Origin of the sequence: Vibrio sp. J2-4, assembly GCF_021728155.1 — a bacterium.
Taxonomy (GTDB): Bacteria; Pseudomonadota; Gammaproteobacteria; order Enterobacterales; family Vibrionaceae; genus Vibrio; species Vibrio diabolicus.
This window is the reverse complement of sequence record NZ_JAKKCN010000013.1, coordinates 13,735-36,623: the sequence shown is the minus strand read 5'-3', so window position 1 is coordinate 36,623 and position 22,889 is coordinate 13,735. Positions and strand designations below refer to the sequence as shown.

20 protein-coding genes, 2 tRNA genes and 1 riboswitch are annotated in these 22,889 nt (G+C 46.2%); of the genes, 13 read left to right on the top strand and 9 right to left on the bottom strand.

Annotated features, from left to right (window positions below; translation table 11 throughout):
• Nucleotides 1-46: 46 nt before the first annotated feature.
• The 10 genes from L3V32_RS24090 to thiH all read left to right on the top strand — a co-directional run bounded on the left by L3V32_RS24090 (nucleotide 47) and on the right by thiH (nucleotide 9,038).
• A tRNA-Asp gene (locus L3V32_RS24090) sits at nucleotides 47-123 on the top strand.
• A 61-nt stretch (nucleotides 124-184) separates the two neighbouring features.
• Nucleotides 185-261, top strand: a tRNA-Trp gene (locus L3V32_RS24085).
• 238 nt (nucleotides 262-499) lie between these two features.
• Nucleotides 500-1,879 (top strand): multicopper oxidase family protein, encoded by a 1,380-nt coding sequence (locus L3V32_RS24080; protein WP_237285424.1) that lies wholly within the window; start codon nucleotides 500-502, stop codon nucleotides 1,877-1,879.
• 123 nt (nucleotides 1,880-2,002) lie between these two features.
• Entirely contained in the window at nucleotides 2,003-2,386 is a 384-nt protein-coding gene (crcB, locus tag L3V32_RS24075; RefSeq protein WP_005397071.1) for a fluoride efflux transporter CrcB, read from the top strand.
• Nucleotides 2,387-2,446: 60 nt separating this feature from the next.
• A riboswitch (TPP riboswitch) is annotated at nucleotides 2,447-2,545 on the top strand.
• Between the two features lie 164 nt (nucleotides 2,546-2,709).
• Nucleotides 2,710-4,650 carry a phosphomethylpyrimidine synthase ThiC gene (thiC, locus tag L3V32_RS24070; protein ID WP_237285423.1) on the top strand — a complete coding sequence of 647 codons (1,941 nt, stop codon included), beginning with the start codon at nucleotides 2,710-2,712 and terminating at the stop codon, nucleotides 4,648-4,650.
• Nucleotides 4,650-6,065, top strand: coding sequence for a thiamine phosphate synthase (locus L3V32_RS24065; protein ID WP_237285422.1), 1,416 nt, complete (start codon nucleotides 4,650-4,652; stop codon nucleotides 6,063-6,065). Before thiC ends, L3V32_RS24065 begins: the two co-directional genes overlap by 1 nt.
• Nucleotides 6,052-6,825, top strand: coding sequence for a thiazole biosynthesis adenylyltransferase ThiF (gene thiF, locus L3V32_RS24060; protein ID WP_237285421.1), 774 nt, complete (start codon nucleotides 6,052-6,054; stop codon nucleotides 6,823-6,825). Before L3V32_RS24065 ends, thiF begins: the two co-directional genes overlap by 14 nt.
• A gap of 38 nt (nucleotides 6,826-6,863) precedes the next feature.
• On the top strand, nucleotides 6,864-7,118 hold the full coding sequence (gene thiS / locus L3V32_RS24055; protein ID WP_005378804.1) for a sulfur carrier protein ThiS: 255 nt from the start codon (nucleotides 6,864-6,866) through the stop codon (nucleotides 7,116-7,118).
• Between the two features lie 5 nt (nucleotides 7,119-7,123).
• A complete protein-coding gene (locus tag L3V32_RS24050; protein WP_104974679.1) occupies nucleotides 7,124-7,891 on the top strand; it encodes a thiazole synthase in 768 nt (255 codons plus the stop codon).
• Between the two features lie 34 nt (nucleotides 7,892-7,925).
• On the top strand, nucleotides 7,926-9,038 hold the full coding sequence (thiH, locus tag L3V32_RS24045) for a 2-iminoacetate synthase ThiH (RefSeq protein WP_237285420.1): 1,113 nt from the start codon (nucleotides 7,926-7,928) through the stop codon (nucleotides 9,036-9,038).
• Between the two features lie 128 nt (nucleotides 9,039-9,166).
• Here the strand turns inward: thiH and L3V32_RS24040 are convergent, their stop codons facing one another.
• On the bottom strand, nucleotides 9,167-10,957 hold the full coding sequence (locus tag L3V32_RS24040) for an aminopeptidase P family protein (protein ID WP_237285419.1): 1,791 nt from the start codon (nucleotides 10,955-10,957) through the stop codon (nucleotides 9,167-9,169).
• 202 nt (nucleotides 10,958-11,159) lie between these two features.
• Nucleotides 11,160-12,101, bottom strand: coding sequence for a LysR family transcriptional regulator (locus tag L3V32_RS24035; protein WP_006743068.1), 942 nt, complete (start codon nucleotides 12,099-12,101; stop codon nucleotides 11,160-11,162).
• Nucleotides 12,102-12,241: 140 nt separating this feature from the next.
• Between L3V32_RS24035 and L3V32_RS24030 the strand changes: the two genes are divergently transcribed.
• Both L3V32_RS24030 and L3V32_RS24025 read left to right on the top strand, forming a co-directional pair.
• On the top strand, nucleotides 12,242-13,402 hold the full coding sequence (locus L3V32_RS24030) for a multidrug effflux MFS transporter (RefSeq protein WP_031780601.1): 1,161 nt from the start codon (nucleotides 12,242-12,244) through the stop codon (nucleotides 13,400-13,402).
• A gap of 91 nt (nucleotides 13,403-13,493) precedes the next feature.
• Entirely contained in the window at nucleotides 13,494-13,778 is a 285-nt protein-coding gene (locus L3V32_RS24025; RefSeq protein WP_005397034.1) for a hypothetical protein, read from the top strand.
• Between the two features lie 27 nt (nucleotides 13,779-13,805).
• Here L3V32_RS24025 and L3V32_RS24020 read toward each other — a convergent pair whose 3' ends face one another.
• From L3V32_RS24020 to L3V32_RS24005, 4 genes are all read right to left on the bottom strand, one after another.
• Nucleotides 13,806-14,261: a DoxX family protein gene (locus tag L3V32_RS24020; protein WP_237285418.1), complete on the bottom strand. Its 456-nt coding sequence runs from the start codon at nucleotides 14,259-14,261 to the stop codon at nucleotides 13,806-13,808.
• Nucleotides 14,262-14,271: 10 nt separating this feature from the next.
• Complete coding sequence (locus L3V32_RS24015; RefSeq protein ID WP_237285417.1) at nucleotides 14,272-15,030, bottom strand: DNA-binding domain-containing protein; 759 nt, start codon at nucleotides 15,028-15,030, stop codon at nucleotides 14,272-14,274.
• The gene (locus tag L3V32_RS24010; RefSeq protein WP_237285416.1) at nucleotides 15,027-15,896 is read right to left on the bottom strand and encodes a DUF692 domain-containing protein; all 870 of its coding nucleotides are present in this window, start codon (nucleotides 15,894-15,896) and stop codon (nucleotides 15,027-15,029) included. Before L3V32_RS24010 ends, L3V32_RS24015 begins: the two co-directional genes overlap by 4 nt.
• Before the next feature lie 82 nt (nucleotides 15,897-15,978).
• Nucleotides 15,979-16,239, bottom strand: coding sequence for a DUF2282 domain-containing protein (locus tag L3V32_RS24005; RefSeq protein WP_104969962.1), 261 nt, complete (start codon nucleotides 16,237-16,239; stop codon nucleotides 15,979-15,981).
• Between the two features lie 280 nt (nucleotides 16,240-16,519).
• On the opposite strand from L3V32_RS24005, the gene uvrD reads away from it, so the two are divergent.
• Nucleotides 16,520-18,694 carry a DNA helicase II gene (uvrD, locus tag L3V32_RS24000; RefSeq protein ID WP_005397027.1) on the top strand — a complete coding sequence of 725 codons (2,175 nt, stop codon included), beginning with the start codon at nucleotides 16,520-16,522 and terminating at the stop codon, nucleotides 18,692-18,694.
• A 759-nt stretch (nucleotides 18,695-19,453) separates the two neighbouring features.
• Here the strand turns inward: uvrD and ggt are convergent.
• From ggt to L3V32_RS23985, 3 genes are all read right to left on the bottom strand, one after another.
• Complete coding sequence (gene ggt / locus L3V32_RS23995; protein ID WP_237285415.1) at nucleotides 19,454-21,220, bottom strand: gamma-glutamyltransferase; 1,767 nt, start codon at nucleotides 21,218-21,220, stop codon at nucleotides 19,454-19,456.
• A 98-nt stretch (nucleotides 21,221-21,318) separates the two neighbouring features.
• Complete coding sequence (locus L3V32_RS23990) at nucleotides 21,319-21,990, bottom strand: LysE family translocator (protein ID WP_005397021.1); 672 nt, start codon at nucleotides 21,988-21,990, stop codon at nucleotides 21,319-21,321.
• 101 nt (nucleotides 21,991-22,091) lie between these two features.
• Nucleotides 22,092-22,889 (bottom strand): AraC family transcriptional regulator, encoded by a 798-nt coding sequence (locus tag L3V32_RS23985; RefSeq protein WP_167426129.1) that lies wholly within the window; start codon nucleotides 22,887-22,889, stop codon nucleotides 22,092-22,094.

Sequence of the window (22,889 nt, the reverse complement as noted above, 5' to 3'; positions counted from 1 at the left end):
TTTAAATTTTGGACACTTGCTGATTACAAGCGAGTGATACCACTGCGGAGTGGTAGTTCAGTTGGTTAGAATACCGGCCTGTCACGCCGGGGGTCGCGGGTTCGAGTCCCGTCCACTCCGCCACTTAATATCGACAACCTCGCCCATGCGAGGTTTTGTCAAATCTAGAATATAAGAATTCTACAGGGGTGTAGCTCCAATTGGCAGAGCAGCGGATTCCAAATCCGCGTGTTGGGAGTTCGAATCTCTCCACCCCTGCCATATATCAAGGCTCTGACTTAGGTCAGAGCCTTTTTTGTATCTGCTTGCCACTATGCATTTGTCCTCTCATCCCACCTATATGCCTTTCTGCTGCCTGCTGCTCTTTGTAAGTATTTATTACTCACCAACCTATTAGACTAGTCGTTATAACCAAGTGCTCCGAAATGTTAGCAATAAATGAGAATCATTATTTATATTTAGTTACACTTAACCGATCTGGATTAATGGGTAACTATGTATGGATATATCTCGTCGACGCTTCCTTCAATCATCCTTAGCGATCTCCGCGCTTACTGTTCTACCTGCATGTTCTCTATCTCGGAGTACTAATAAGGGGCAACATATATACGATATCACTGCAGAACCTTCTACTGCAGAATTGGTCCCAGGGTTTAACACAGACGTACTCGCGTTTAATGGTTCGATTCCAGCGCCTACGATTCGCTGTCGCCAAGGTGAGAAAGTTATTATCCGATTTACCAACAAGCTTTCAGAGCCAACTACAATTCACTGGCATGGCCTGCGAATCCCCATTGAAATGGATGGTGTACCTTTCTTAAGTCAGCCGCCTATCATGCCGGGTGAAACATTCGTTTATGAATTTACACCGCCAGATGCAGGTACGTTTTGGTATCACCCACACATGAACAGCGTTAAGCAGCTTGGTATGGGGTTGGTTGGGCTAATAATTGTTGAAGAGGCTGAGCCTGTTCAGTTTGATGAAGAGCATGAAGTCGTCCTCAAGCATTGGCATTTAGACAAGCAAGGACAGTGGAAGAATCTAATGGTGCCGCGCTTGAGTGCACGTATGGGAACGCCAGGAGAGTGGAGTAGCGTCAATGGTATTCATGAGCCTGTTTATACGCTGAAGCAGAACGCGACTACGCGATTAAGAATTGCTAATGTCGATAACACCATTACCTATCCGATCGCGATTGAAGGCACAGAGGCTTGGGTTATTGCCATCGATGGCAATCCAGTTAAAACGCCTTATAGGCTCACTCAACACAAAATTGGTCCGGGAATGAGATTGGATATCGGATTGATTGCTCCGAAGGCTGGAGAGCGTGTTTATGTGCGTCAAATGAAAGGGCGCTTCCCATTCTCTTTGTGTGAGTTTGAAGTTGTTGAGTCTGACCTGCCAAGCAACAAGAAAATGCCTTTATTGCCTCTCAACCCTGTGCCTGATCTTAATTTGGAAAATGCGGAGCAAATCGATTATGTGTTTGAATGGGAGGGGGCGATCACTCCTGCCGATAAATCGGGCAAAGCGATACCTAAATTCTGGCTGATGAACAAACGAGCTTGGGAGGGAATGAGTAAAGATAATATCCCAGCACCACTTTCAACATTGGAACTTGGAAAAACCTATATCTTCAATTTGAAGAACGTTACTCAATATCATCATCCTATTCATCTTCATGGGCATACATTTACTGTTCTTGAGTTAGATGGAAAGAAACTTGACGAACCGTTCCATACCGATACGGTTTTACTTGGAAAAAATGGCAGTGCCAAAGCTGCCTTTGTTGCTAACAACCCTGGACGTTGGATGTATCACTGCCATGTTATTGAGCATATGAAAACCGGTTTGATGGGGTATATTGAAGTAAAGTGACTCCTGTAACTTTTTTAATCTCAGCGTGTTTTAAATGCAATACGTTGTCGAATTCTAAAATTTCACCATCAATATTGCTTTAGTTTTGGTTACAATATCGTCATCAATAGTGTTGGGGGAATTATGGGGCAGTTTTCCATTCTTGGTTTTATTGCACTAGGTGGTGCTTTCGGTGCGTGTTCTCGTTACTTGATATCTGAACTGTGTGTCATTTTATTGGGGCGTGGTTTTCCATACGGTACGTTAACCGTTAATGTAGTCGGTTCATTTATAATGGGCTTGTTGATTGCTGCGTTCGACAATGAACTGCTGGCAACAGAACCTTGGCGACAAGTGATTGGTTTGGGCTTTTTAGGGGCACTGACGACGTTTTCCACCTTTTCTATGGATAATGTTTTACTTATGCAGCAAGGTGCATTTTTTAAGATGGGGTTAAATATTTTATTAAATGTGGTGCTGAGCATCTCTGCTGCGTGGATCGGTTTCCAATTATTGATGCGCAGCTAGCAAAGTAGTTAAAAATTAAACAGGTCGGCTTGGTTTAACCAGGCCGTTTTTATATACTGATATCACTTGTCGGAGTGCCATAAGGCTGAGACCGTTAATTCGGGATCCGTTGAACCTGATCAGATTAGAATCTGCGAAGGGAACAAGAGAAGATATTTATACCGGAGTTCTTTCTGGTTGACCTATCAAATAGTCGAATGTTGTTATAGGCAAATTACTTAAGCTTTATTTAGCCTTAATTTGACTCCTCTTGTCGCATCTATCCGCCAAGCATTTTTATCCAATTACTTTTTATCTAGTATAACAAAGCAAGGAAAAATGCTATGTCGAGTCGCAAACAAGCGAGACTGGAAGCAAAACAGTTTATTGAAACACTCTCGGTACAGCCGTACCCAAATTCCACAAAAGTATATGTAGAAGGTTCACGTCCAGATGTTCGTGTACCTATGCGTGAAATATCACTCGCTGATAGCCTTATTGGAGGCACAAAAGAAGCGCCTATTTTCGAGCCTAATGAGCCTGTACGCGTTTACGATACCTCGGGTGTATACACAGATCCAGAGCACACCATAGACCTCTATAGCGGCTTACCTAAGCTGAGAGAAGGGTGGATTGAAGAGCGTGCCGATACTGAGCTACTTGATGAAGTAAGCTCGGTGTACACCAAAGAACGCTTAGAAGACGAAACACTAGACGATCTTCGTTACGGTAATCTACCACGTATTCGACGTGCCAAAGATGGCCATTGTGTGACCCAATTGCACTATGCTCGCAAAGGTATTATTACCCCAGAAATGGAATATATCGCGCTGCGTGAAAACATGGGGCGTGCCAAGTATCGCGATGAAGTGCTGAATCAACAGCATCCGGGTCAAAGCTTCGGAGCGAATCTTCCAAAAGACATTACCGCCGAATTCGTGCGTAAAGAAGTCGCCGAAGGTCGCGCTATTATCCCTTCCAATATTAACCACCCAGAATCCGAACCAATGATCATTGGACGTAACTTTTTGGTCAAAGTGAACGCCAACATCGGTAACTCATCGGTCACTTCTTCGATTGAGGAAGAAGTAGAGAAGCTCGTTTGGGCGACACGTTGGGGTGGAGATACCGTTATGGATCTCTCTACTGGACGTAACATCCACGAAACTCGCGAGTGGATTCTACGTAACAGTCCGGTTCCGATCGGTACCGTGCCAATGTACCAAGCGCTTGAGAAAGTGAATGGTGTTGCGGAAAACCTTAACTGGGAAGTGATGCGCGATACCCTGATTGAGCAAGCAGAGCAGGGTGTTGATTACTTCACTATCCATGCTGGCTTACTACTGCGCTATGTACCAATGACAGCAAAACGCGTTACCGGCATCGTCTCTCGTGGTGGTTCTATCATCGCGAAATGGTGTTTAGCACATCACCAAGAAAGCTTCTTATATACCCACTTCCGAGAGATCTGTGAAATCTGTGCCAAGTATGATGTGGCACTTTCTCTCGGTGATGGTCTGCGCCCTGGTTCGGTTGCCGATGCTAACGATGAAGCGCAATTTGCGGAGCTTCGTACTCTTGGTGAGTTGACTAAGGTTGCGTGGGAATACGACGTACAGGTGATTATCGAAGGCCCTGGCCATGTTCCAATGCACATGATCAAAGAGAACATGGAAGAGCAGCTAGAGCACTGCCATGAAGCTCCGTTCTACACCCTTGGTCCACTGACGACAGACGTCGCTCCTGGTTACGACCATATTACGTCAGGTATTGGCGCTGCCATGATTGGCTGGTATGGCTGTGCGATGCTTTGTTACGTAACACCTAAAGAGCATCTTGGCTTACCAAACAAAGAAGACGTGAAGGTAGGCATGATCACTTACAAGCTTGCTGCGCACGCCGCTGATTTAGCGAAGGGACACCCTGGTGCACAAGTTCGTGATAACGCGCTTTCTAAAGCTCGCTTCGAGTTCCGCTGGGAAGACCAATTTAACTTGTCACTCGACCCAGATACCGCGCGTGCTTTCCATGATGAAACCTTGCCTCAAGAGTCGGGAAAAGTTGCTCACTTCTGTTCGATGTGCGGACCAAAGTTCTGCTCGATGAAGATTTCGCAAGAGGTACGAGAGTACGCGAAAGACACTGAGCAAGTTGCTGCGGACCAAGCTATCTCTATCAAAATGCTTGATGATCCTCTTGAGGGGATGCGTCAGAAATCGCAAGAATTTAGAGAGTCGGGTTCTGAGTTATACCACCCAGCAGCACATGCCGAGGTAAGTGACTAATGAGCAAAATCCTTATTCCGTCATCATTGATTGAACTGACAGGTTTAGTTCAACAATGTTTGTTGTTGGCGAAAGAACAGGGTTTTAGCATTGAAGACATTGAGTTGGGTGTGAGCCCAACTCAATCTATTCAGCTTGTTCGCGACCAACAGACCACACGTATAACGACAGATCTTATTGATGGTTATGACTCTGAGCATGAGAGTTCATTTGTGTTCCATTACCGCTCTGCTTTATCGGTAGAAGCGTGTGCTAAGCAACCGTCGAAAGCGATTTATATTGGCATTGCTGATACGCAGGTATCCGATGAAAAGGAGAAAGTGCTTCAGCTTGATATCTGGCGTCACCCAATTAACAACGAAGTGAGAGCGCTTTCCGTTAAGTCCAAATTCAACGCAATGTTCGATCCCGAACATCACCTTGCTTGGATAGTAACGCTGACAGTACTCGATTTTCCTATCGAAGATGCGTTAACACTTGCTCGAGGAATGCTAACTCAACAAGCGAATGTTTCACGTGAAACACTGTTGAATGACAACCTTGGTGAGGGAAGATCTACTCAGTGGGCTGACCAATTTGATGATTTCCCCACACCTGTACTAGAGGATAACCGGCTAGGTATTCAAGTTGGTTGGTCTGCACAAGGTGAGAGCGTTAGCTTTCCAACTCTAACTAAGCAAAGTCTAGGGCTCTATCCAGTCGTTGATGATGTTGCTTGGATTGAGCGTCTACTGCCACTAGGCATCAACACTATTCAACTGCGAATCAAGAACCCACAACAAGCCGATTTAGAACAACAGATCATTCGAGCAATTGAGCTAGGCCGTCAGTATCAAGCACAAGTGTTCATCAATGACTATTGGCAGTTGGCAATCAAGCATGGCGCTTATGGCGTTCACTTAGGACAAGAAGACATAGAAGAATCGAATTTGGCTCAGATAACTAAAGCCGGTATTCGTCTTGGTCTTTCTACGCATGGTTATTACGAACTACTGCGCATCGTACAAATTCATCCTAGCTACATCGCACTAGGGCATATTTTCCCAACCACCACAAAACAGATGCCATCGAAACCACAAGGTTTGGTGCGCTTGGCACTGTATCAAAAGCTGATTGATAGCATTCCTTACAGAAATACAGAGTCGGCTTTCCGTCCTGCAAAAGACAAAGCCGTTAGTGACTATGTGCTTGGCTTTCCGACGGTCGCGATTGGTGGCATTGACCAATCTAATGCAGACCAAGTTTGGCAAACGGGTGTTTCTAGTTTGGCGGTTGTGCGTGCTATTACGTTGGCAGAATCACCTCAGTCCGTTATCGAGTTTTTTGCACAACTGATGAAGGAAAGACAACTAACGTTTACTGAGCAGAATAGTGAATTGGCGGATACCAAGAGAGGCGAGCATGCTCACGGATAAGCAGTTCCTTCGCTATCAACGCCAAGTCGCTCTGCCTGAAATTGCTGAAAGTGGGCAAGAGCGCTTGAGCAAATCGCATGTGCTGATCATCGGTTGTGGTGGGTTAGGGAGCGCAGCGAGTTTGTACTTGGCATCAGCGGGTGTTGGTAAATTGGTTGTGGTCGATGACGATGAAGTTGATAGCAGTAACCTACAACGTCAGATCATTTATCGTGAGCAAGACATCCAAGTTGCGAAAACAAAAGCGACTGTAAAGCAACTGACTGACCTTAATTCTATGGTTCAAATTCGTGCTCTCAATAAGCGATTGGACAAAGCACAGCTGCAGCTTGAAGTGATGCTAGCGGATGTGGTGCTCGACTGCACCGATAACATGCCGACGCGCCAGCTCATTAACCAAGTTTGTTTCGAGCAAAACACGCCGCTCATCTCGGCGGCGGCAATTGGTTGGCAAGGGCAATTCGCTGTCTTTGATTATCAAACGCAGATTGAACAAGAAGCAGAGAGTACAGCCTGTTACCGCTGTTTGTATCCGTTCGACGAATTACCGCAAACGCAAAAGTGCAGTGACAGCGGTGTCGTCGGTCCGGTGGTGGGTACACTTGGTAACTACCAAGCGATAGCGGCAATTCAAAAACTGGCGACGGGAAAGTTTCATGTCGAGACTGCCAAGTTACACCTGTTCGATGGATTGAAGCTGCAATGGCAAACCATGGCGATAAGTAAAGATAAACAGTGCCAAGTGTGTGCTCAGATTTAGTTTACGAGTAATGGGCAGAATTAAGAGAGTTGGAAGCAATGACGTTATCAGAACAACAAACAACACAAATGACCGCTGCTGACTTAGATGTGATCACTATTGTCATCAATGACCAGTCACATCAAGTTGCCAGTGAGTCAAATCTACAGCAAATCATTAGTCAATTTGCGCTGCCTGAAATGGGCTGTGTTTTTGCAATTAATAACAATGTTGTGCCGCGCAGTGAGTGGGCTAGCACAGTTCTTTCACAGGGAGATAGCATCTCTTTGTTTCAAGCGATCGCAGGGGGTTAAAGTCGATGCTTAAAATTGGTGATAAACAATTCGAATCTAGACTGTTCACAGGAACAGGGAAGTTTGCCAACAGCCGACTAATGGCAGAAGCGATTCAAGTGTCGGGTTGTCAACTTGCGACCATGGCGTTGAAGCGTGTGGATGTGAACGACCAACAAGACGATATTTTGCTGCCGTTAGTACAAGCTGGGGTGAACTTATTGCCGAACACTTCAGGTGCAAAGAATGCTAAAGATGCTGTGTTTGCGGCACAACTGGCGCGAGAAGCATTAGGTACTAACTGGTTAAAACTGGAAATTCATCCAGACCCGAAGTACTTGATGCCCGATCCCATTGAGACACTTGCAGCCGCTGAGCAACTGGTTCGTGAAGGCTTCATTGTCCTTCCTTATTGTCATGCTGACCCGGTTCTGTGTAAACGATTGGAAGAGGTAGGCTGTGCCGCAGTCATGCCATTGGGTGCGCCGATTGGTTCCAACAAAGGGATAGTTTCTCACGACTTCCTAGAGATCATTATCGACCAAGCTAATGTTCCTGTCGTTGTTGATGCAGGTATTGGTGCTCCTTCACATGCCGCGCGTGCGATGGAAATGGGCGCGGATGCCGTGCTCGTCAATACTGCGATTGCAGCTTCGAGCGATCCCGTTGCGATGGCGAAAGCATTTAAGTTGGCGGTAGAGTCGGGGCGTATGGCTTATGAAGCCGGACTTGCGGGTAAGGTTTCTCATGCGGTTGCGTCGAGTCCACTGACGTCATTCCTAGATGAGCTTTAGTCCTAGATTGATTTAGCTATTAAGCGAGGAAAACATGAGCTTCGTTGAGCAATTTAAGCAGCTTAATTGGGATGACATCTCGATGTCGATCTACGCGAAAACGGCACAAGATGTCGAGCGAGCATTGAATAAACCCAAGCGTGATTTGGAAGACTTTAAAGCGCTAATTTCACCAGCGGCTGAAGCGTACTTAGAGCAAATGGCGCAGTTGTCATACTCGGCAACTCGCAAGCGGTTTGGCAACACCATGTCGCTTTACATTCCATTGTATCTTTCCAACTTGTGTGCCAATGCTTGTACTTATTGTGGCTTCTCAATGGAGAACAAGATCAAGCGTCGTACCTTGAATAGGGACGAAGTGGCAGCAGAAGTTGAAGCCATTAAACGCATGAAGTTTGATAGCGTATTGCTGGTGACTGGCGAACACGAAACCAAAGTGGGCATGAAATACTTCCGCGAAATGGTTCCGATGATTAAGCAACGCTTTAATTATTTGGCGATGGAAGTGCAGCCGCTAGATCAAGACGAATACGCAGAGCTCAAGACATTGGGGTTGGATGCGGTTATGGTTTATCAAGAAACGTATCATCCTTCGACTTACGCCGAGCACCATTTGCGTGGCAATAAGATGGATTTCGAATACCGATTGGATACACCTGATCGTCTTGCAAAGGCAGGCATCGATAAGATCGGTATTGGCGCTTTGATAGGATTGGAAGAGTGGCGTACAGATTGTTTTTATGTGGCAGCGCACTTGGACTATCTTGAGCGCACGTATTGGCAGACTCGTTACTCAATTTCTTTCCCGCGTTTGCGTCCTTGTGAGGGCGCGCTCCAACCAAAATCAGTCATGACGGATAAGCAACTTGTTCAGTTGATTTGCGCTTATCGTTTGTTGAATCCAGAAGTGGAGTTGTCGTTATCGACGCGTGAGTCACCGAAGTTTAGAGACAACGCATTGCCGTTAGGCATCACCAGTATGTCTGCTGCATCGAAAACTCAGCCGGGTGGTTATGCGATGGATGATGTTGAACTCGAGCAGTTTGAGATCAGTGATGAGCGAAGTGCGGGTTCTGTGGAAGATATGATTCGAGCCAAAGGATTTGACCCTGTATGGCGAGATTGGCACTCGGCGTATTCTGGTTAAGCAATAAATAAAGCCACTAGCCATCGTTATGTTTCACGTGAAACATAAGCAAAAAAAGAGGGTTGATGCAAAACATCAACCCTCTACTTTTTTCTAGCTTCTAGCTTCTAGCTTCTAGCTTCTAGCTTCTAGCTGTGTGCTACAGGTAGCGTTGCCTGACGAAGCCACTCTTTAACATCACCTTCGACTAGCGGGCTGATCTCATCCCATACTTTCTGGTGGTAATCATTCAGCCAAGCAAGTTCTGGACGAGTTAACATATCAACATTGATGTTGCGTTTGTCGATTGGGCAGCGTGTTAGTGACTCAAATGACAGAACAGGGAAGTCACCGTTAGTTGGTGTTTCAACAACAAGCTCTAGGTTTTCAATACGGATACCAAACGCATCTGCACGGTAGTAACCTGGCTCGTTGGATAGCACCATACCTTCTGTTAGAGGCACGTCGATTTGCTTTTTCGAAATGCTCGCTGGACCTTCATGAACACTTAGGAAGTGACCAACACCGTGACCAGTACCGTGATCGTAATCGTAACCTTCCGCCCATAGGTGCTGACGAGCTAGAGTATCGATTTGATAACCACGTGTGCCTTTCGGGAAACGAGCTCGAGCAACGCCAATATGACCTTTCAGCGCCAACGTAAATTGCTTCTTCATTTCTGAAGAAGGTTGACCAATCGCGATAGTACGCGTGATGTCGGTAGTGCCATCGAGGTACTGACCGCCTGAGTCCACAAGGTAAAGCGTGTTCAGTTCTAACTTACCAGGTTCAGGTTGGTTCTCGTGATTGTAGTGACACATGGCCGCGTTGCCGCCCGCGGCTGAAATGGTATCGAAGCTGAGATCCATTAGCGTAGGGTCTTCGCTACGAAATGCTTCCAGTTTGTCTGCTAATGTCGCTTCGTCATGCAGGTTACCAGCAGCAACTTCCGCATCTAACCAACATAGGAACTTGCTCATTGCCACGCCATCACGGATATGACACGCCTTCATACCCGCAATTTCAACCGCGTTCTTCGCCGCTTTTGGCATCAGACATGGGTCTGCTGCTGCAATCACGGACGCACCAGAGTTTTGTAGTACTAGCTTAAACCAAGCGTTACTGATTGCCGGGTCAACTAATACCTTTTTACCTGTCATGGCTTCAAGGCGAGATTGAAGTGCTTCTGGGTGGTGAACGGTCACACCGGTGCCTACGTGAGCGTCAAAATCAGCAGGTAGACGAGCAGGATCGAGGAAGTATTCAACGGTTGAGTCGGCATGCAGAATCGCGTGAGAAAGCAGAACTGGTAGGCGTGATACATCCAAACCACGTACATTCAGCAGCCAACAAATAGAATCTAATGCTGTGATCACAGCGCTATCTGCACCCGCTTTTTTTACCAGTTGGGCGATCTCTTGACGCTTACTCTCACTTGATTGACCGACGGCTTCTGTTGGCATCAGGCGAACGTTAGAGACAACAGGCGCTGGGCGGTCATGCCACAACTCATCAATTGGGTTATTGGTCAGAATATTTAGCTCAAGCTTTCCAGCTAGTTTAGCTTGTGCCATGTCTAGCCAAGCTGAGCTGTGCATACGAGGATCGATTGCGACAGATGCGTTTGTTGGCAGGTTGTCTAGAACCCAATCTAAAGCTGGTTCTTCAATAAGGTGACGATATTCAAATAGGTCACCAGGGACTTGTTTGGTGACTTGAACGGTATAGCGGCCATCAACAAAGATAGCGGCTTTGTCTTTGGTGATTACCGCAGCACCAGCAGAACCAGTAAAGCCTGTTAACCAATGTAAGCGCTCGTTGTGCGCTGGGACGTATTCACCCAAATACTCGTCCTCGTGCGGAACCAGTAGGGCATCAATATTATGTTGTACAAGCCATTCGCGAATCGCATTCACGCGGCTGAGAGTTTCGTTGTGCATCTGTTTTATTCCTTCAAATTACCGCTCCTTCATGCTCAGGTGTGGGAGCTGTTTCCTTCTGCTTCATGCAGTTTATGATCAACGCAAGTTTGCAATGACTTAGGTTGAGTCGGAGTACAACTAGGCCATAGATGAGCCAAAAAGGACTACGACAGTTAAGCTACTCATTTTACCCGCTAAGCGCAAATTGAGTGCGGTATTTTTATCTAAGGTGATCGGTTTTTTGTGTGATCATCGTACGTAGCCAACCCAATGCAGGGTCGTTTTCTCTGTCTCGGTGCCAGAATAAAGTGTAAGCCATAGGTGGAAATTCTAGCGGGAGTGGTAGTACGACCAAATCAAGCTGTTTAGCAGCGAGCTGCACAAAATGGCTTGGGGCGGTAAAAATAAAGTCAGTGTAGGAACATAAACTTGCGGCACTATTAAAGTCCGGAACGGTGACGGCAATATCCCGGTCGGCTCCAATATCGGCAAGGCGATAATCTAACAGCCAACGGTCGTTGCCGTCACAACGCACTTGTACGTGACGCAGGGCGAGATACGCTTCGAGGTTCCAAGGCTGTTTTAATGCTGGGTGATTTTTGCGAATAATACACATCTGGTGATCTCGATAAATTTCCAGTTCGCATATGTCATCGGGTGGCAGCAGAGTCAGCTTGGCATCATTAATATCGATGTCTTTGCCAGTTAAGCCTAAGTCTAGCTCGCCACGTTGCAGCATTTTAAAAGTATTATCGGACCAAGGGTGAGTGCTGATCGTCACCCCTGGGGCTTGCTGAAAAATCGCCGGTAAGAAATGAGGCAGAATCAGAGGGTAAACACTTTCAACCGCTGCTATTTGAAAACGGTATTCGCTGCTTTGTGGAGAGAACTCTTCTGGTTGAGTCAGTACTTCTAACTGGTTTATCAACAGATCCAGTTTCGGTTTAAGAAACAAAGCGCGCGGTGTTGGTGTTAATCCATGCGAGTTTCGGGTGAAAAGCGGGTCATCAAATTGGATGCGCAGTTTAGCCAGTGATTTGCTCACGGCAGACTGACTCAAGCACAGTCGGTGGGCGGCTCGGGTGACATTTAACTCTTCTATCAAAACTTTAAAACAGACCAATAGATTTAAATCGATACGAGCCAGTTTTTCGACGTTCACGGTGAATTTCCTCTAAGGAATAATGCTCATGATTATACATCATTTCCATTCATATCATCAGATGATTAAGCTCTATCCAAAGTTCTTTATCCAATTCGGAGTGTTGTGTGCCTGGCCAGTTTTCTAATAGTAAAAAACAGATGGCGTTATTGACCCTTTTGGTTCTTTTCAGTCCTCTTGCGATTGATATTTATCTACCTGCTTTACCTCTTATTGCTTCCACTTTTCAGGTCGATAATGCACTAGCACAAGACACGATCACTTGGTTCTTATTTGCGATGGGTGTCGGGCAACTGTTTGCTGGCCCTTTGGCAGATAAACTCGGACGTCGAACTGTTGCATTGGGCGGTATCACTATCTATGCGATGAGCGCTTTATTGGCGTGGAGTGCTCAAAATATTGAATGGATGTTGGTTTCCCGACTGCTACAAGGCTTAGGTGCGTGTGCGACATCGGTAGCAGCCTTTGCAACAGTTCGCGATATCTTTGGCCCGGAAAAAAGCGGCAAAATGATCAGCTATCTTAACGGCGCGATTTGTTTTATTCCGGCATTAGCTCCAATTCTAGGTAGCTGGTTAACTCAGCAATTTGATTGGCGAGCTAACTTCAGCTTTATGGCTGGCTTTGCCGTTGTGTCCGGTTCATTGATGTTTTTCATGATGAAAGAGACCAACCCATCAACGGAAAAGCAAGCCGTGTTTAAGCTCAGCCGTTATTGGGCAGTGCTTAGTACGCCATCTTTTGTCTTCCATGCTTCACTGTGTTTAATGGCAATGGCGGTTATTCTCGCGTATGTCACCTCGGCGCCATCGGTATTGATGACGGGGATGGGGCTGTCGATGAATGAGTTCACATTCTGGTTTGGTGTAAATGCAGTGATCAATATTGCGGCTTGTATGCTTGCGCCTAAGTTTATGGAGCGCGTTGGCACGCACAACACTTTGGTTACGGGGATCTCGACTCTGGGCCTCGCAGGTGTGATTATGCTGGTGATGAATGGTCAGAATACCGCGCTTTCTTTCATGCTACCTATTTTCATGTCGTCAGTGGGTTTTGCATTCATTCTGGGTGCAGCAGCAGGGAAAGCATTGGAACCGTTTGGTGACAAAGCGGGTACGGCTGCGGCACTGCTTGGGTTGTTCCAAATGAGTGGCTCTGGTTTGTTGGTTGGTACGTTGCAGCGTTTATCTTTGGAACCTCAAACACTGATCGCAATTCATATGTGGGTTCTATTGCCTGCGTTGGTGGTTCTGTTTACAAAAGCAGGTAAGAACTGGCATTCAAGCTTTGCTAAAGCGTAAATCAGTGTAATTTAGTATTTTCCAATGTAAGTAAGGCGTGTATATTTGTCGTTCAGACTTTTCCTGACACCATAACGGAACTCAAAAAGTAATGTCGTTAACCACGTATGAAATGGCTCGTATTCTAGAGCAAATGGAAGATTCACCAGAAAAGGTGATGTTTGGCAAGTTGCTTAATGAGCTGGGTAATCAAAGCTCCGAGCGTATTCGTAGTGCGGCTAAACAAGTACCTCTGCCAATTTTGCGTGATATCGTGTACCAATTCCAGCAAGTGATTGAGTCGCGCAAAGGTGAACAAGTTGAGCTGTTGGCAAAAGATCTTGCTCAACAGGGCATCTCAGCTGATGAGCTTCTTGCTTACTTAAATAAACAATAAAAAGTCCCCGCCACTGCGGGGATTTTTTTATCGCGTCAACTTGTTCTTTATAACATGGTCAATAGAGATAACTCCCGGTCCCCATACGATGACCACTAAAATCATGAATCCCCACAACTGATGGTCATAGAACCCTTTTTCCCACAGTACAGGGTAAGAGATGACCGCGATGATATTAAACACAAATAGAATCGCAGCCATCGGGCGGGTAATTAATCCCAACGCTAAAAATACTGGCAGAATCAACTCGGCAGCCGTTCCCATGTAGGCCGCTAACTCCCAAGGTAAAAGTGGTACTTGGTATTCCAATTCGAATAGATACAGCGTGCTATCCCAAGAAGAAACTTTGATTAACCCTGAATTGAAGAACACCCATGCAACCCATAAGCGACAAAAGAGAAGTAGTGCAGGGACAAAGCCACCTTGTAGGGTATTGATCAAGTCGTCGTACCGATTGACTAAGTTTTTAACCGTATTCGTCATAGAGAGCTCCTTAGATTGATTGCAACGTAAAGCCGTTAACGAGATCGAGTGCCATGATGCTATTAAGGTGAACGAGCAAAGCTTCGGGTATTTCGCTCAAACTCTGCTTCTGCTCTAAACATTGCAGCAGTTGAAAAACATCGGTATCGAGTGCGTGACATTGAGCTTCTCCATTGGCTTGAATAGAGATGACACCTAGCTGTAATTGATTGATATTGAGCTGTTCAAACTCTTGGTGTTGAATCGCATGAAAGAGATCAAATACGGCGTAGTTTGAGTCAAAGCTGCGACTGTCAGTGCGCAAATGAAACACCAATTGAGGTTGTTGTTCTTCCGTCACTTGGGCAAGTGCAGATAAAGGGATTCGATTTGGTTTTTCGACTTTCTCATTCTGTATTTGTCGAGCTAAGTCCATATGCCATTCAAACCTTGCGACTTCAGGAGTGTACGGGGCTTGGGTCATGACCTGACTAAACTGCATAATCGTATCTTGAAAGCCCGCACCATAATGTACGACATTACCTTCTGCTAAGGGGTGAGAAAGCACGTGTCGGCGAGCAATTTGATCGAAGCACTCTTTTCCAACTAAGGCTTCAACCATTGGGTATGTCGCTGCCAATACCTCACTCAAGCTGATGATAAAGTTATTGCGGTAAATCTGTATGCGTTCATCTGCGGTAAATTTGTCACTCACAATGTCGCATTCTTCACTGAGCGCTTGATAATGTAGGGCTTTAGCAAATTGACTCTGCAAGGTCGCAAGATTCATGACGCTTTCCTTTTGCTCTTTTGGTCAATTAAATGATTGTGCTGCAATAGTGAAGATGCTTTTTCTGCTTCGCCAAGAAGGATTTCTGGTGCAGGAATATCCAAATCCCATTCAATCAGCGTACGGCGAGAGCCGTGTTTTTGTGTCCAACTGGCGAACAGCTGCCATACTTCATCACTGACGGGACGGCTATGAGTATCAATCCAAATCTCACCTTTATCCAACGTCTTAATAGTAAAACCTGCCAAATGAATCTCGTCGACTTTGTCGGCTGGAATCGCATCTAGGTATGTGTCGCAATCAAAACCGTGATTGAAGGCGGAAACATATACGTTATTTAAGTCGAGTAATAAACGACAGTCGGTGCGCTTTTGCACTTCGGTAAGAAAGTCCCATTCACTGATGGTTGAATGGTGAAACTTCACATAACTAGATGGGTTCTCAATTAAGATTTCACGTTGTAGATATTCTTGCACTTCAAGCACATTACGAGTGAAGACTTGCAGCGCTTCTTCCGTGTAAGGCAAGGGAAGTAGATCATTGAAGTAGTGACCACCATTTTCACTCCAACTTAAATGGTCAGAAACGAAGAGCGGGTCAACTGTATTTATCAATGCTTTTAGTTGCGCTAAATGTTTCGGATTCACACGTTCCATCGACCCCAGCGACAAACCAATACCGTGGCAACTAATTTGGTAGTGCTCGCGTAATGCTTGCAGTTGATGGCGCTCTACTGAATTGAGCTGAAAGTAGTTCTCGCTGTGGATTTCTAACCACGACAGCTCAGGTTTATGTCGGCTAAAATAATCGAGATGAGGGGAGCGTAATCCGACGCCAGCAAGAGGATGGAAAGAGTGATGTTTCACGTGAAACTCCTTTTCTGATTGGCGAGTAACTGGGGGCGTTGGTTAAAGTGCAACGCGCCCCGCAGAAACTTGTGATGTTGAGTTATGAGCCGCTGGTGCTACCGCCAGCCAATTTGTCACACAATCCTTTAGGAACGACAACAAAAGCATCTTTTTGGTTGTCTTCTTTAGAGGTGCCCGCGCAAGAGCTATTTTTCGTTGCGCAGTCATTTTTACCGGCTTTCGCCACGCCATAACACTTTTCTTTTTCTGCTGCGACAGCAGGGGTTGCAGTGAGCATGGTGCCACCAAGAGCAAGAAGGCCAGTAACAGCAGCAGTAACAGCAAGATTCGATTTTTTCATCATAATTTCCTCTGAGTGATTTCCTTTTACTTTCATTCGGCAAGTCGATTCGCCGTTTGGCGTACAACCTTTATCCACCTGCTTAAATTAAAAGATAGAGATGAGGCAGAAAAACTTTCATAAAAATAACTCTCGCGAATGGTTTTGGAGTGATTACCTTCGTTAACTCTTTGAATGAAAGATTAAAAAAACAACGAATTTTTTATCAAGTTTTGTCTAAACAGCACCCAGCTGTTTAGGTTATAATCGGTTTTTATGTATAAATAACCAGTAGCTCATCATGATGGATCCATCTCTATTACTCGACGGTCTAAACGATAAACAGCGTGAAGCCGTTGCAGCTCCTCTAGAAAACTTACTTGTCCTTGCTGGTGCAGGGAGTGGTAAGACTCGCGTTCTTGTTCACCGTATCGCTTGGCTTATGTCAGTCGAGCAAGCTTCTCCTTTCTCGATCATGTCGGTCACCTTCACCAATAAAGCGGCAGCAGAAATGCGTGGTCGTATTGAAGAGTTGATGATGGGCAGTGCATCTGGCATGTGGAATGGGACTTTCCACGGTATCTGTCACCGCATTTTGCGTGCACACTATCTTGATGCCAAGCTACCGGAAGATTTCCAAATCATAGACAGCGATGATCAGCAGCGCTTGTTAAAGCGTTTGATCAAAGCGCAAAACTTGGATGAAAAGCAGTGGCCTGCACGCCAAGTTTCATGGTGGATTAATGGTAAGAAGGACGAAGGATTACGCCCATCGCATATCGACGCTTATCACGATCCAGTGACCAAAACTTATTTGCAGCTGTATACCGCTTACCAAGAAGCGTGTGATCGTGCTGGCTTAGTGGACTTTGCGGAAATTTTGCTGCGCGCGCATGAGCTACTGCGTGACAACAAGTTTGTGCGTGAACACTACCAAGCACGCTTTAAGCATATCTTGGTTGACGAATTCCAAGACACCAACAACATTCAATACGCTTGGCTACGCATGATGGCTGGCCCAGATTGTCACGTGATGATTGTTGGTGACGACGACCAGTCAATTTATGGTTGGCGCGGTGCAAAAGTCGAGAACATTGAGAAGTTCACGCTGGAGTTTCCGAGCGTGAACACCATTCGTCTCGAACAAAACTATCGTTCGACCAAGACGATTCTCGAAGCGTCCAATACCTTGATTGCGAACAATACTGAACGCATGGGTAAAGAGCTGTGGACGGATGGCAATGTGGGAGAGCCGATCTCGGTTTACAGCGCTTATAACGAGCTTGATGAAGCGCGCTTTGCGGTCAATAAAATCAAAGAGTGGCAAGAGAATGGCGGCGCATTGAATGATGCTGCGATGCTGTATCGCAACAACGCGCAATCTCGTGTTTTGGAAGAAGCATTAATTCAGGCAGGCTTACCGTACCGTATTTACGGAGGCATGCGATTCTTCGAGCGTCAAGAAATCAGAGATGCGTTGAGCTACTTGCGTTTGATGGCGAACCGCAACGATGATGCCGCGTTTGAACGTGTCGTGAATACCCCAACACGTGGTCTGGGCGATAAGACGCTAGAGACTATCCGTCGTGCAGCTCGTGATAGAGGGTGCACCATGTGGGAAGCCAGCCTGGCAATGCTCGATGAGCAAGTATTAACGGGTCGAGCAGCTGGCGCGTTAAGTCGTTTTGTCGAATTAATCACCGCGCTGGAAGACGATACACTAGAAATGCCATTGCACGAGCAAACTGACCACGTGATCAAGTACTCGGGTTTGTTTGCGATGTATGAGCAAGAGAAGGGCGAAAAGTCTAAAGCTCGCATAGAAAACTTGGAGGAGCTGGTTACCGCCACTCGCCAATTCGAAAAACCAGAAGAAGCGGAAGAAATGTCTCTGCTGACGGCATTTTTAACGCATGCGGCTCTGGAAGCGGGCGAAGGTCAGGCGGACGAATTTGAAGATGCAGTCCAACTGATGACGCTGCATAGTGCGAAAGGTTTGGAATTCCCATTGGTATTCATGGTCGGTGTGGAAGAAGGTATGTTCCCAAGCCAGATGTCCGCTGAAGAGGCAGGGCGTTTAGAAGAAGAGCGCCGCCTGTGTTATGTGGGCATGACGCGCGCGATGCAAAAGCTCTACATTACTTACGCGGAAATGCGTCGCCTATATGGCCAGGACAAATACCACAAACCATCGCGCTTTATTCGTGAATTACCAGAAACGTGTTTGGATGAAGTGCGCATGAAGGCGCAAGTGAGTCGCCCTTCAAGTAGTGGACGTTTTAGCCAAACCGCAGTAAAAGAAAACTTCAATGAGACTGGTTTTTCACTAGGTTCTCGCGTGATGCATCCGAAATTTGGTGAAGGAACGATCATCAACTTTGAGGGCAGTGGCCCACAAAGCCGAGTGCAGATTGCTTTCAATGGTGAAGGCATTAAATGGTTAGTCACCGCTTACGCGAGACTGGAGAAGCTGTAGGGCTTTGTGAAAAAATGAACATAAGAGCTGCTTCGGTGGCTCTTTCTGTTTTGGCTGTTTTGAATCAACAAAATGCTGAAAGATAGGGAGCTAAATGACGCTATTCGAAAAGGCTCTTAGTCTAAAACGCTTATCTTTAGACAAAGAAAAACCCCGAGGGCTTACGCCCGTCGGGGTTATAGTCTTACTCGCAGCAATCCAGCTACTAAAAGTGCTCCATGCATCAAATCCTTGATAGCGTGCTGCATTCCTTCAGCTTAATCCTTTCGTCGCCTTCCTAGCGGTGTCCTTGACCTTATCCTGGTCTGCTAACCATCCTCGTTAGCTCTCATCACTTGTTCCCTGAGCGGTGTCCATGACATCATCCTGATGTTCAGTCCTTTCCTCGTCCAGAGGTGTCCATTTCCCGTCCTTAGTAGCAACCGTCCTAGTTGCTATTGATTCCGTTCAATGTCCAGTTTTGCAATCCATGCCCGACTATTCATCCTGAATACCCGTTTCTTCTTCCTGAAGTTCACCAAATCCGTGGTGTTTCCTGTTCCGTGTCAGCATCCTTCCGACAAGGTTCATATTACGCTCTTCACGATTCTCAACAATGGTCGAAGCCCACATTTTTCTCAATCAAAAGCGTTTGAAAAACAAACATATTTATATTATTCAATATCTTATGTTTGTTTGTGGGCTGTTTTACCATTAAAAAAGAGAGGTTTGCTCCACTCCTTGTGAGAGATCTCGCACAAGGAGTCGAGCAAAACAGGCCTATTTGCCGATTGCTGCTCCTTCTCGACGAGGATCTGCGGCACCTTCTAGTCCATCTTTTGTTATGCGTATCGCATGCAGTCCAGAATTCAAATCACGAACATTGGTTTTAAAGCCCATCTTCTCCAGCTCTGGCTGTAAGCCTTCTGCAGCGGTACCTTGTTCAATATCTAAGGTGCCAAAACGGTCGAGTAATCGTGGTTGATTGATTGCTTGTTGGATATCCATATCCCATTGCGTGTGGGCAATGATTGTTTGCGCCACGTAACCGATGATTCGACTGCCACCCGGAGAACCTATCGCCATGTAAGGTTTGTTATCTTTCATCATAATGGTCGGGGCCATTGAAGATCGTGGACGTTTGCCTGGTTCTATGCGGTTGGCGATTGGGATTCCGTCGTTATGAGTACGGAAAGAAAAATCGGTCAGTTCATTATTGAGCAAGAAGCCACGCACCATTAAGCGTGAGCCAAACGCATTCTCAATGGTGGTCGTCATGGAAACCACATTGCCTTGCTTATCGACGATATTGAAATGGCTGGTGGAAGGGAGTTCAATGGATTCGTCCATGCTTAAGTTCATTGCGTGCGACCACGGAGGATTGCCCGCTTCAACTTTGCTTAGTGCTTTGCCGACTTGGATCAGCTCTGCTCGCTGCTGGAGGTAGCTTTCATCAAGCAAGCCTTGCGTTGGCATCGGCACGTAATCTTGGTCTGCCATGTATTTACCACGGTCAGCAAACGCTAGACGCGATGCATCGGCGAGTACTTGCCAAGATTTAATGCTGTTAGCCCCCCAGCCTTTGAGATCGTACTGTTCAGTGATCGCCAAAATCTGACCAATGGTGAGCGCGCCAGAGCTTGGTGGTCCCATACCGCAAATGTCATAGCTTTGGTATGCTGCACAAACCGGCTCACGTTGTCTGATTTGGTAGGTATCAAAGTCGGGTTGGGCTAATACGCCGGGGTTGCCCGGCGCGTTTTGTACCGTCTTGATAATGTCTCTGGCTATGTCCCCATGGTAGAAGGCTTGGGCGCCTTGCTTAGCAATAGCACTCAGCGTTTGTGCGTATTCAGGGTTTTTTAATAGCGTACCTTCGGTTTTTGGCGAGCCATCCGAGTTAAAGAAATAGGCTTTTGTTACTGGAAAGCGTGATAAACGCTCGGCGTCTTTTTCTATCAAGCTTGCTAGGCGAGGACTGACTTTGAATCCTTGCTCCGCAAGCGAGATAACAGGATGAATGATCTTTTTCCATTCCAGCTTGCCGTATTTCTGGTGGGTATCCCACAATAGTTTCACGGTGCCTGGTGTTGCGACAGAGCGTCCTCCAACCACGGCATCGTAGAATTGCAATGGCTGACCGTTCTCATCTAAAAATAGCTTTGGCGTTACGGCGAGGGGGGCGGTTTCACGTCCGTCGTAAGTGGTCAGTTTTTGCTTTTCACTATCCCAATACACTAAGAACGCACCACCACCAACGCCTGATGACTGGGGTTCAACTAAGCCGAGCATCAATTGCACCGCGACCATGGCATCTATCGCATTCCCGCCTTGCTCAAGTACGTCTGCACCCGCTTGAGTCGCCAGTGGGTTAGCAGCGGTAACCATATAATCTTTAGCTTTGACCAGCTGCTTTTGCTCAATGCCAGTGCTGTGCTCTGGTGCGACCGAATCTGCAGCTTGGTTAGCGAAGGCTTGTCCAGTGAAGGTGAAAGGGGAAGTAAGAAAAAGACCCGAGAGTACGAGTCGGTTAAATGTCCATTGCATGATGACTCTCCATGTTGCCAACTAAGGTTATTCAGCTTGGCAGCCACGGAGATAGTCGTCGAGTTTCCTATTAAAGAAATGTCGAGTGTGCGACGCTTTTAAATCAGAGAGTTATCGAGAAAGGAGCGGAAGGTTTGCACTAAAATACTGCTGCCAACTAGGGTAAATACCACACCACATAAACCATCTATATAAATACCGGCTTGCTGTAATCTTGTTTGCAAGCGCTGCGTTGACAGCATCCATGCAAGGCTAGAAAACCAGAGTAGCGACAAACCAAACAAAATCACCAGAGCAATTCCTTTTCCTGTCACCGACATGCCCACTGGGACAAGGCTCGACATTAAACTCACAAAAAATACTAAGGCTTTGGGGTTGAGGATATTAGTTGCGAACCCCTTGGTAAACGCCTGACGTTTATTACCGATCACAAGATTACTGTTTTTGCTTGGCTGATCAGAAAGTGGGTTTTTGATCGTCGCGATCACGCCGCGCAGTGCACCGATACCCAAATACAACAGATAGCTGCCCCCAAGCAATTGTAAGACGGAGTAGAGCAGAGGATGCTGGTGAACTAAATAGCTCACCCCCGTTATGCTGAATAAAGAATGCAGCAAAATACCGACTGATAAGCCAAGCGCAATGTATAAGCCAGTTTGACGGCCATGACGGGTTGCATTTTGTACCACAAGCGCAAAATCCGGACCTGGGCTCATTAAGGCAATGAAGTGGATACTGGCAAGCGTTAAAAGGATAGTCGATTCATTCATAACACATCTCAAAACATAGTGGATATGAGCTATTGTCGTGATTCTTATTCGGTAGTGCTTGTAAAAAACTAGCAGTACTGAATACCACCGCGTATGAGATATTAGCGTGCCACTTGTGAAGGCGAGACGCCATAGGTTTGTTTAAACGCTTTACTAAAGTGGGCCTGATCATAAAAACCCACTTGATAGGCGACGTCCGTACCACACCATCCTGCTTGGAGTAGTTTCATTCCTTGCTCTAATCGCAAGCGAGCAAACCAAGCGTAGGGAGTCATCCCCGTTTGCGCTTTGAAATGGCGTTGAAATTGCGTGGGGCTCAGTTGACAGAGCTCTGATAGTGCATCTAAACGAACTGTTTGGTCGAGATTCGCCATTAAGTAATCTTTTAAGGTATGCAAAGACTGTTTTCCAAGCGGAACCACTTTTTGCCTCGCGAGTGATCCGTAGCGATCAAAAAGTTGATTAAATCCTTCAAAAGGAAGGCAGTCTTTGGTGAGTTGGCTGAGGTTCTCGCGGCGAAGAAGAGCATGCAAGTTACTAAGTTGTGAAAATATCTGTGGATCTGAGATGATCAATTCATTAAAGCGGATTATTTGACCATTTTGACTAAGATCGGCAAGATCGCTGAGTAGGCGCGGCTCGATCGCAAATACATTCACTTCATAGCCACTTTCGAGCTTAGAGTGCCCGTCGTGCAGTTCATCTGGCGGCATAATTACGATTTGCCCATGACCCACTTGATGGCTACAGCCTTGATATTGGAACTTTTGCGTGCCATGCGTGATCAGACCGAGGTGAAAGTCCAGATGATAGTGCCTTTGGAAGGCAAACTTCTGGTATTTCGCCTCGATCAGGCTCAGCTGATCATGGTCGGTTGCGTAGTATTGAATCTGTTCCAT